Source organism: Chryseosolibacter histidinae (assembly GCF_018598225.1).
Lineage (GTDB): Bacteria > Bacteroidota > Bacteroidia > Cytophagales > Cyclobacteriaceae > Chryseosolibacter > Chryseosolibacter histidini.
The window spans coordinates 19,233-30,032 of sequence record NZ_JAHESF010000032.1 but is presented as its reverse complement, the minus strand read 5'-3'; the positions used below and the strand labels follow the sequence as shown (position 1 = coordinate 30,032).

At 51.5% G+C, this 10,800-nt stretch carries 10 protein-coding genes; 8 read left to right on the top strand and 2 right to left on the bottom strand.

The window, feature by feature from the left end:
* Positions 1-3: 3 nt before the first annotated feature.
* The gene (locus KK083_RS23870; protein WP_254168211.1) at positions 4-366 is read right to left on the bottom strand and encodes a hypothetical protein; all 363 of its coding nucleotides are present in this window, start codon (positions 364-366) and stop codon (positions 4-6) included.
* Positions 367-603: 237 nt separating this feature from the next.
* Here KK083_RS23870 and KK083_RS23865 point away from each other — a divergent pair, with 237 nt between their 5' ends.
* Entirely contained in the window at positions 604-2,646 is a 2,043-nt protein-coding gene (locus KK083_RS23865) for a DUF5916 domain-containing protein (protein ID WP_254168209.1), read from the top strand.
* A gap of 94 nt (positions 2,647-2,740) precedes the next feature.
* Here the strand turns inward: KK083_RS23865 and KK083_RS23860 are convergent, their stop codons facing one another.
* Positions 2,741-3,328, bottom strand: coding sequence for an acyl carrier protein phosphodiesterase (locus KK083_RS23860; RefSeq protein ID WP_254168207.1), 588 nt, complete (start codon positions 3,326-3,328; stop codon positions 2,741-2,743).
* Positions 3,329-3,588: 260 nt separating this feature from the next.
* Here KK083_RS23860 and KK083_RS23855 point away from each other — a divergent pair, with 260 nt between their 5' ends.
* The 7 genes from KK083_RS23855 to KK083_RS23825 all read left to right on the top strand — a co-directional run bounded on the left by KK083_RS23855 (position 3,589) and on the right by KK083_RS23825 (position 10,799).
* Positions 3,589-3,987, top strand: coding sequence for a hypothetical protein (locus KK083_RS23855; protein ID WP_254168205.1), 399 nt, complete (start codon positions 3,589-3,591; stop codon positions 3,985-3,987).
* A gap of 6 nt (positions 3,988-3,993) precedes the next feature.
* Positions 3,994-5,271, top strand: a complete 1,278-nt coding sequence (locus KK083_RS23850; RefSeq protein WP_254168203.1) for a metal-dependent hydrolase family protein — start codon at positions 3,994-3,996, stop codon at positions 5,269-5,271.
* Between the two features lie 281 nt (positions 5,272-5,552).
* Positions 5,553-7,337 (top strand): translation elongation factor 4, encoded by a 1,785-nt coding sequence (lepA, locus tag KK083_RS23845; protein WP_254168201.1) that lies wholly within the window; start codon positions 5,553-5,555, stop codon positions 7,335-7,337.
* A gap of 124 nt (positions 7,338-7,461) precedes the next feature.
* A complete protein-coding gene (locus tag KK083_RS23840) occupies positions 7,462-8,358 on the top strand; it encodes a bifunctional 5,10-methylenetetrahydrofolate dehydrogenase/5,10-methenyltetrahydrofolate cyclohydrolase (RefSeq protein WP_254168199.1) in 897 nt (298 codons plus the stop codon).
* Between the two features lie 124 nt (positions 8,359-8,482).
* Positions 8,483-9,064, top strand: a complete 582-nt coding sequence (locus tag KK083_RS23835) for a 7-carboxy-7-deazaguanine synthase QueE (protein WP_254168269.1) — start codon at positions 8,483-8,485, stop codon at positions 9,062-9,064.
* 183 nt (positions 9,065-9,247) lie between these two features.
* A complete protein-coding gene (locus KK083_RS23830) occupies positions 9,248-10,219 on the top strand; it encodes an aminodeoxychorismate synthase component I (RefSeq protein WP_254168197.1) in 972 nt (323 codons plus the stop codon).
* A complete protein-coding gene (locus KK083_RS23825) occupies positions 10,203-10,799 on the top strand; it encodes an aminotransferase class IV (protein ID WP_254168195.1) in 597 nt (198 codons plus the stop codon). Before KK083_RS23830 ends, KK083_RS23825 begins: the two co-directional genes overlap by 17 nt.
* Position 10,800 lies beyond the last annotated feature (1 nt).

Sequence of the window (10,800 nt, the reverse complement as noted above, 5' to 3'; positions counted from 1 at the left end):
GGATCAGTCTTCAGGGTATGGAATGAACACGAAGTTGGTAAAATCTTTGTCTACAACAAACAGGCAGCAAAATTCATCCGGGTCTTTATACGCGGCCTGAAAGCTTTCCTGGTCTTCTACCAGCCCGCGCTGCACAAACTCATCGAGGTAGGTCACATAATAGTTCCACTCCAAACTGGCGGTTGACCGGTCTAAGAGAATCTGTCCGATGGGCTGCTCTTCCTTGCACACGGGAAAAACGGGAAAGTTTGAAAAACCTCTTTTGCGGATCTGATACGATGCTTCCTTGAGGGTATCTGAAACCTTCACAAAATCGCGGGAGATAGTTCCCAGGTATTTTCCATTTAACTCCGGATCGTTTTGCATGCTTTGATCAAATAACCGCTAAAATAATAAGAACCCGCACTTGATTCAGTGCCTGTTACAAATTAGCTTCATTTTATAAATTTATTCAAAATACGAGTCCTGAAGAATTTTATCGTTTACCCCGCCGCGCTCGCGCTCTTTCTTCACCTGTGCCTGCCGCTGGCTGCTCAAAAGAAGAATGACGCCTACCAGCTCTCCATCCGCAGGGCATCGTCTGCGGTCATCATTGACGGCGTGATGAATGAAACCGCATGGTCTGAAGCAGACATGGCCACCGATTTTTTTATGGTGCTTCCCATGGATACCAGCGCTGCCAGGGTACGCACCGAAGTGCGCATGACCTACGACGACAACAACCTGTACCTCATTACGGTTTGCCATCACTTGGTGGCCGGCCCTTATATGGTGGAATCGCTACGCCGCGATTTTGTGTTCGGCAAGAACGACAACTTCCTGCTGTTCATGGATACGTTCGACGATCAGACGAACGGTTTTTCTTTCGGCGCCAATGCTGCGGGTGCGCAGTGGGACGGCATCATGTATGAAGGTGGAAAAGTCGATCTCAGCTGGGACAACAAATGGACCTCGGCCGTCAGCAATGAGAATGATAAGTGGGTGCTCGAGATGGCCATCCCTTTCAAGACCATCCGTTACAAAAAAGGTATCACCCGGTGGGGCATCAATTTCAGCAGGCTCGACCTGAAGACCACTGAAAAGTCAAGCTGGGCTCCCGTGCCGCGGCAGTTTCCCACGGCTTCACTGGCATACACCGGCACCCTGGTGTGGGATGCGCCTCCGCCTGCCGTCGGGTCCAATATCTCCATCATCCCTTACGTGCTGGGCGGCGCTTCACGCGATCACCTGAACAATGGCGAAACCGTCTATCGCAAGGATGCCGGCGCCGATGCCAAGATCGCGGTGACCTCTTCGCTGAACCTTGATCTTACCGTGAACCCGGACTTCTCGCAGGTGGAGGTAGACCGGCAGGTAACGAACCTCGATCGTTTCGAGCTTTTCTTTCCCGAGAGGAGGCAGTTCTTCCTGGAGAACGGAGATCTGTTTGCAAACTTCGGCTATGCCACCATCCGTCCGTTTTTTTCGCGGCGCATCGGCCTGGGTGTGCCCATTCAATTCGGGGCACGCCTCAGTGGAAAGATCAACAAAGACTGGCGTGTAGGGGTAATGAACATGCAGACAGAAAAGGTACAGGCGACAGCGCTTCCATCGCAGAACTTTTCAGTGGTGGCCCTGCAGCGACGGGTCTTTGCACGGTCGAACATCGGCGCGATCTTCATCAATAAAGAATCGCTCAACTATCATCCGTTGCCCGAAGCGATCCAGTATTCGCAATACAACAGGAATGCGGGCCTCGAATACAACCTTGCCTCCTCGAACAATTTGTGGACGGGCAAAGCGCTGTTCCTGAAGTCGTTCAGTCCCGACAGAAAAAACCGCGATATGTCTCATGCGGCCCACCTGCAATATGCCAGCCGCGAGTGGAACGTGTTATGGCAGCATGAGTACGTGGGAAGAAATTACAATCCCGAAGTAGGATACGTTCCGCGCAGGGGATATGTGAAAATGAGTCCCGTGGTCAGTAGGTTGTTCTTTCCAAAGGGCACGCGCATTTTAAGCCACGGCCCGAAGCTCGCAGTTACCGCTTTTTTCAACGAAGCATTCGGGCAGACCGACCAGGAGAACATCCTGACGTATCAGGTCACTTTCCGCAAGCAAAGTACGCTCGCCCTCTGGGGTGGTAACAGCTACATCAAGCTGCTGCAACCTTTCGATCCCACCAACTCAGGACTCGACTCACTGGCAACCGGTACACGACACAAGTGGAGGGCCTGGGGACTCGATTACATTTCGAAACCACAAAGTGTGTTCACGTGGTTGTTCTCGTTGCGCCAGGGTGGATACTATGCACAAGGCTCGCGACTGAACCTGGTGGGCGAGGCCGGCTACCGCATTCAGCCATACGTGAGCTTTATTGTGAGCAGTACCTACAACTATATCTCGTTGCCGGAGCCGTGGCTTAACAAAACGTTCTGGCTTATCGGCCCGCGCCTGGATGTTACCATGACCAATAAATTATTCTTCACCGCCTTTGCGCAGTACAACGAGCAGCAGAAAAATGTGAACCTGAACACCCGCCTTCAGTGGCGATACAGACCTGCTTCCGATCTGTATATTGTCTATACGGACAATTACGTGCCGGAGACTTTCGGAGTCAAGAACCGGGCACTGGTGGTGAAGCTTACCTATTGGTGGAATTTGTAGTGCATTTCCCGCAGACTACGCTGATTCACGCTGATCTGATACTGCTTTATCTGCGTTCATCTGCGTTCATCTGCGGCAACAAAAAACACACCGATTATTGCTCTCCGATCTTGGATTTGCAAAAAGCACTGAGCTCGGGAAAGAACGTATCGAACTCTTTTTTAAAGTCATCGAAATTCGCTTTCAGGTCGTGCACGGCTTCTTCCATTTTTGAATTGAACGATGTGCGTCTGGCCATGCCTGAGAGGGCGCGGTGGATGCCTTCCAGCTTTGCGTAGTTCACCAGCCAGTTGCCACTCACCATATACGGTAGCATGTATTTTACTTCTTCTGGCAGGATAGACTCGAAGCTTTCCACGAGGTGATACGCGCGGTTGGCGTAGGAGGGCAGAGGTTCAGTGTGATAGAGGTTCCAGTTGCTTGCTAAAAAGTGATCGTAAAAAACATCCACGATCACACCCGCATAGTGCCGGTATTTGGGACGGAGCCGGTTTTTGCTCGCGGCCACCACCGGGTGTGTATCGGTGAACGCATCGATGGACCGGTGCAGCTGAATGCCCCTGACGATCTCCGGCTCGAATTTTTCAAGCGCATTCCTGCCTTTCACAAAATCGCCAATAAAATTCCCCACCATCAGCTTTGGGTTCTCTCCCGATAAATATAAATGCGCCAGAAAATTCATGCTCCTAAGGTAATCAAAGTCCACAGACCACAGCAGATAGTAGTCAGACCATTGCGCGCAAGCCACGAGCGTGATAGTGGTCCGACGACTTTACTTCACCGGCACGGCCGTGGACTGTCGACCGTAGACCGTGGACTATCTAACCAAGTACTGAGGACGGGTTTTGATCACGAAAAAGATCCTATTTCAATGACTTGCATTGACTATTTGTCATTTAGTTGGTAGGTTGGAAGTCGTTTTGATCGCTAAAGCCCAAGTTTATGTCTGCCATTGCTCAAATGAAGTTGCTGGTGAACCTTGCCCAGATCGATGGACGGGTGGGTGATCGCGAGAAGAATTACATTGTCAACATCGGGCGGGCCAATGGCATCTATCCGGATGAGGTGATGCCGCTGCTGGAGCAGAAGCATGACCTGATCATACCCGCCAACCTTTCACGCGACAAAAAATTCGATTATATCTTCAGTCTCGTTCAGCTCATGAAGATCGACGAGCGCATGTACCGCGAAGAGATCATCTTCTGTTCGCAGATCGCCACCAAGCTTGGGTATGACCAGCAGGTGATGTTTGAGCTGATGCTGCACGTGAGAGCGGCGGCCATGAGTGGTGTGGAGATCGAATTGTTAAAATCAGTTACGGCAAAATATTTAAAAGAATAACCTCTTATGAAAAAAATTTACCTGCTGCTGGCGGCGCTGGCCATGATCTCTTACGCCCACGGGCAAAGAACACTGGTGCATTGCGGCAACCTGATCGATGGCAAATCGAACGAAGCGCAGCCACAAATGAGCATCATTATTGAAGGCAACAAGATCACCGCCATTCAGAAAGGTTTTGCAAAACCCGGCGCTGATGACAAGCTGATAGACCTGAGCCAGAAGACGGTGATGCCCGGGTTCATCGATATGCACGTGCACCTGGAGAACGAGACCAACAAGGATCAGAATCTGCAGCGCTTCACCCTGAACGATGCTGACGTTGCGTTCCGTTCAACGTTGTTCGCCAAAAAAACATTGATGGCCGGTTTTACCACGGTGCGCGACCTCGGTGGCTCCGGTGTGAACATTGCCCTGCGCAATGCCGTGAACCAGGGTATCGTAGTCGGGCCGCGCATCTTTACGGCAGGCAAGTCCATCGCCACTACGGGTGGGCACGCTGACCCTACCAACAGCTACCGGAAAGACCTGATGGGTGACCCCGGACCGCGTGAAGGTGTGATCAACTCGCCCGAAGAAGCAAGGCAGGCCGTTCGCCAGCGTTACAAAGACGGTTCAGACCTGATCAAGATCACGGCTACGGGAGGCGTGCTCAGCCTGGCGAAAGACGGATCGGGCCCGCAGTTCACCGATGAAGAGCTGAAAGCGGTGATCGAGACCGCCAAAGACTATGGCATGCACACCGCCGCGCATGCTCACGGCACAGAAGGTATGAAACGGGCCGTGCTGGCAGGTATTACCACCATTGAGCATGGCACCAAGATGACTGAAGAAGTGATGGACCTCATGAAGCAGAAAGGCACCTTCTATGTGCCCACCATCACCGCAGGAAGGTTTGTGGCCGACCAGGCGAAAGTGCCCGGCTACTATCATCCGCTCGTAGTACCCAAAGCCCTGGAGATCGGCCCCCAGATCCAGGAAACCTTCAGAAAGGCTTACAAACGTGGCGTGAAGATCGCGTTCGGAACCGATGCAGGTGTGTTTCCTCACGGCGACAATGCCAAAGAGTTTACTTTTATGGTAGAGGCTGGCATGCCCCCGATGGAAGCGATCAAGTCGGCAACGGTAGTCAACGCCGGCATCCTTGGCATCACCGATAAAGTCGGCACACTGGAGGCCGGCAAGCTTGCCGATATTGTCGCTTCAGACGAGAACCCGCTCACCAACATCAAAACCCTCGAAAAGGTATCCTTCGTGATGAAAGAAGGGGTTGTGTATAAAAACTGAGGTATTTAAATATTGCAATCGGTTACAGATTAAAAAAGGGTTCCTTACGGACCCTTTTTGTTTATGCAGGGCGCAGCGATCAAACTGGTTTACCACCGCTTCCGAAGCCAACCACCCCTTACTCCTTACTTCTTAATTCTTACTCCTTCTCCTGGCTCCTGACTTCTGGGCTCCTGGCCTCCAGATTCCAATTCCTCCCTCCGAATTCTTAACATTTCCCCCTTCCAACGGTCAAAAATTCATACTTTTGCAGTCCACATTTAGAGGACTACAGACGGGGTATGGAAAACATCCGCAATTTTTGCATAATCGCTCATATCGACCACGGTAAAAGTACCCTGGCAGACAGGCTGCTGGAGTTTACCGGCACCTTGACCAACCGCCAGATGCAGGCGCAGGTGCTTGATAATATGGACCTGGAGCGCGAAAAAGGCATCACCATCAAGGCCCATGCGATCCAGATGAACTATAAGCTGGATGGCAAGGAATATATTCTGAACCTGATCGATACCCCCGGCCACGTGGACTTTTCTTACGAAGTATCGCGGTCCATCGCCGCCTGCGAAGGCGCCCTGCTGATCGTGGATGCCAGCCAGGGGATTGAAGCCCAGACCATTTCCAACCTTTACCTGGCCCTGGAGCACGACCTCGAGATCATCCCTGTGATGAATAAAATAGACCTTCCGCATGCCATGCCTGAGGAAGTGACTGACGAGATCGTAGACCTGATCGGCTGCAAACGCGAAGATGTGATCCGCGCCAGCGCCAAGGAAGGCATCGGCATCGAAGATATCCTGAAAGCTGTTGTAAACAGGATCAAACCTCCGAAGGGTGATCCAAAAGCCCCGCTTCAGGCCATGATCTTCGACTCTGTTTTCAACTCGTTCAGGGGCATCGAAGTATATTTCCGTGTGATCAATGGCACCATCCGCAAAGGTGAGAAGGTGAAGTTTGTGAGCACCGGCCAGGAATACAACGCCGATGAGATCGGAGTGCTCAAGCTGGAGAAACAACCGCGCAACGAGATCGGTGTTGGTAACGTGGGTTATCTGATCTCCGGTATCAAGGTTGCCAAAGAAGTAAAAGTAGGGGATACCATCACCCATCCCGGCCAGGAAGGTGAGGCCATCAAAGGTTTCGAAAACGTGAAGCCGATGGTGTTTGCGGGTATCTATCCCGTGGAGACCTCGGAATTTGAAGAGCTCCGTGCTTCCATGGAGAAGCTTCAGCTCAATGATGCCTCGCTGGTATGGGAGCCTGAAACTTCCGCCGCGCTTGGCTTCGGATTCCGCTGCGGTTTCCTTGGCATGCTGCACATGGAGATCATCCAGGAGCGCCTCGAACGTGAGTTCAACATGACGGTGATCACCACTGTTCCCTCGGTTCAGTTCAAGGCATACCTCACCGATGGCACCGTACAGGATATCAACGCCCCCTCGGAGATGCCGGACGTTACCAAAACAGAGCGCATCGAAGAACCTTATATCAAAGCACAGATCATCTCCAAAGCAGAATACATCGGCCCTATCATCAGCCTGTGTATGGACAAACGCGGCGTGATCAAGAACCAGAATTATCTTACTACCGACCGCGTGGAGCTCACGTTCGAGATGCCTTTGGCGGAGATCGTGTTCGACTTCTTCGATAAGCTGAAAAGCATTTCGCGCGGTTATGCTTCGCTCGATTATCACCTCATCGGCTTCCGTGAATCAGACATGGTGAAGCTTGATGTAATGCTGAACGGCGACAGGGTGGATGCGTTGAGCGCCATCGTGCACAGGGGCAAAGCGCAGGAGTGGGGACGTAAGCTTTGTGAAAAACTGAAGGAGCTCATTCCTCGTCACATGTTCGAGGTAGCCATTCAGGCCGCCATCGGGCAGAAGATCGTAGCCCGCGAGACCATCAGCGCCATTCGCAAGAACGTGCTCGCGAAATGTTACGGCGGTGATATCTCCCGTAAGCGCAAGCTCCTGGAAAAACAGAAGAAAGGTAAGAAACGCATGCGCCAGATCGGAACCGTGGAAGTTCCTCAGGAAGCCTTCATGGCCGTGCTTAAAATTGACTAAATGCCATCTCCCGCTGATTCCGCAGATGTAAGCAGATATGTTTGCAAATGATCTGCGTTTATCAGCGATCCCGATAATTATCGGGACTGCGGGAACTGTATTTTGAATAAACACCAACTGAAGAATGTCAGAGCTGACTCAAACCGCTGCATACACCCTCATCGATGGCCGCAAGGTATCCACCGATATCAAGAACGAGATCTCCCAGAAAGTTGCGCTGCGTAAACAGCAGAACAAGAAGATCCCGCACCTGGCCATTATTCTTGTAGGCGACGATGGCGCCAGCCAGACATATGTCGACAACAAGGTGAAGGCCTGCAAGTCGGTGGGATTCCATTATACCATGATGCGCTTTGCCGATACCATCAGCGAAGAGAAGCTCATGAAACACATCGACCACGTGAACAACGACGACGATGTGGACGGATTCATCGTACAGCTTCCGTTGCCGCCACACATTTCGGTTGAAAGGATCACCGAGAAGATCCGCTCCGACAAAGATGTTGATGGTTTTACCAATCACAATTTCGGCAGCATTATTTCGAAGAACCCGCTGCTGATGCCCGCCACCCCTTTTGGTGTGATGGAGCTGCTGCGGCGTTACAATATCGAGACTGAAGGCAAACACGCTGTGGTGGTTGGCGCAAGCCGTATTGCCGGCGCTCCCCTGAGTATGATGCTCACGGAGCAAGCCCATGCCACCGTCACCATCTGCCACAAATACACCAAAGACCTTTCGAGCTTTACCCGCGCGGCAGATATTCTGCTGGTGGCTGTTGGCAAACCCGGCCTCGTCACGGCCGACATGGTAAAAGAAGGCGCTGTTGTGATCGATATCGGCACCACACGTGTAGAAGGTCCTGAGTATCCCAAAGGCTGGGCCATCAAAGGGGATGTAGATTTCAAGAATGTATCGCGTAAAGCATCATACATCACGCCTGTTCCCGGAGGTGTGGGGCCCATGACCATCGCTTCTTTATTGCTGAACACACTGCGCGCCACGGAGCTGCGTAACCCCTGATGATTTCAGATTTACGATCTCAGATTGACAATTTTAGAGCGGCCTTCGGGAAATTTGAAATCTGCGATTAGAATTGAAAACCGTGAAAGCAACAGATACCATTTCGATCAATACCCTTCCCGTAATGGAAGATTTCTACACCATTCAGGGTGAAGGATTCTACCAGGGCTCGGCAGCCTATTTTATACGGCTTGGAGGTTGTGATGTAGGCTGCGTGTGGTGTGATGTGAAAGAATCGTGGGACGCCGCTGCTCACCCACAGGTTCAAATTTCAGACATCGCAGAGAAGGCTGCCGCTAGCGGGTCGCCCATTGCCGTGATCACAGGAGGTGAGCCGGTGATGTATGACCTCACGCTGCTCACCCGGGCGCTGAGAGATGCCGGTATGAGAACCCATATCGAGACGTCGGGTGTGTATCCGCTCACAGGCACGTGGGACTGGGTGTGCTTCTCGCCGAAGAAATTCAAAGCGCCGCATCCCTCCATCTTTGAAAAAGCAAACGAGCTCAAGGTCATCGTCTTCAATAAAAGCGATCTCGGTTGGGCGGAAGATTTTGCAGCAAAAGTTTCGAAGCAGTGCAGGCTGTACCTTCAGCCGGAGTGGTCTAAAGAAAAGGAGATGCTTCCGCTTATCATCGAGTATGTGAAAGCCAATCCGAAGTGGGAGGTTTCGCTGCAGATTCATAAGTATATGAACATTCCATAGACCGCGTTTGTACAGTTGCCGGTTGCCGGTTACCGGTTCAGGGTAGTACTATGCATCAAGGTTGATGTTCTTCCTGAAAAGTGAATCAGAGGTCTGAACCATTGAAGCGTGTCTGCACCAACCGGCTATCTGGTAACCGGCAACTGGCAACCAGACTGAACTTCAAATCTTAAATTTCAATTAATGTCCATAGATGAATTTACCAGCACGTTGAATGAATGGGGAAGCCAGCGCATCCCTTTTTTGTTTCTGGTGGATTTTGAGATGAAGAAGCCACTGGCGTTCAGGTTGTCTGAGATCGACCCTGCAAAGCTGATGTACAATTTCAACGGTGTGACTAATGTTCCCGCGAAGGAGGTAAACAAACGGGATCTCGCGTTTCAAAAATTTCCCCTCTCGCTGGATGAGTTCAGGAACAAGTTCAGCGAGGTGGTCCGGCATCTCGAATACGGTGATTCGTATCTCACCAACCTTACCGTTCGTACCGCCCTCGATATCAACCTGCCCCTGCGCGAGCTCTTCCACATCAGCCAGGCCAGGTACAAATTGCTGATGGATAACAGCTTTCTGGTATTCTCGCCGGAGATCTTTGTTCAGATTCGTAATGGCAGCATCTTTTCCTATCCCATGAAAGGCACCATCGACGCGGCCATTCCGCAGGCGCGGGAAAAGATCCTGCACGATGTTAAAGAGCTGGCGGAGCACGTTACGATCGTAGACCTGATCAGGAATGACCTGAGCCGTGTGGCAGGCAACGTGCGAGTAACCCGTTTCCGGTATATTGATGAGCTCAGGACCAACGGCAAAGTGCTGCTGCAGGTGAGCTCGGAGATCACGGGCGAGATGGAACACAGTTACCTGGATCAGTTGGGAACCCTCATCGTAAACCTGCTGCCTGCCGGCTCCGTGAGCGGCGCTCCCAAGGCCAGGACTGTGGAGATAATTCGGCATGCCGAAGGCGAAGACCGCGGATATTATACCGGTGTGGCCGGCATCTTTGATGGGCAGAATTTTGATAGCGGTGTGATGATCCGTTTTATTGAGCAGCAGGGCAACAATATGTACTACCGAAGCGGCGGAGGCATTACAACACAAAGTGAACTTGAAAAAGAATACCAGGAAGTAATCGATAAGATCTATGTCCCTCTTGATTGAATCCATCAAAGTGGTCGACGGCCGGTTTTGCAATTTATTTTATCATGAGCAGCGCATGATCAGGTCGCTCAATGCGTTATGTGGTGTGGACGAAGATCTCAATCTCGAGCATTTTTTGCAGGAGCTTCAGGTCCCGTCACAAGGCGTTTTTAAATGCAGGATCGTGTATGACGAGATGACCAAGGAAGTAGAGTTCGTTCCCTATGAGCCGAAGCCGATCAGGTCGTTGCGTGTGGTGGAGCATGACCGCATCAATTACGAGTTTAAATACAAAGACCGCAAAAACATAGAAAAATTATTTGCCTTGCGGGAAGATTGTGACGATATCCTGATCGTGAAGAAACGCCACGTCACCGATTCGTCTTTCGCGAACATCGTATTGAAGCGGGACGGCGAATGGTATACACCGTGGTCGGCGCTGCTCAAGGGCACCATGCGGCAGAAGCTCATCGATAATGGAACCATCGCGGAGGAAGAGATCACGGTGGCCGACCTGCCCTCGTTCCAGACCTTCAAGCTCATCAACGCCATGCTTGAATTTGATGGTCCCGAAATTGATGTATCGCAGATTGTTTTATAGC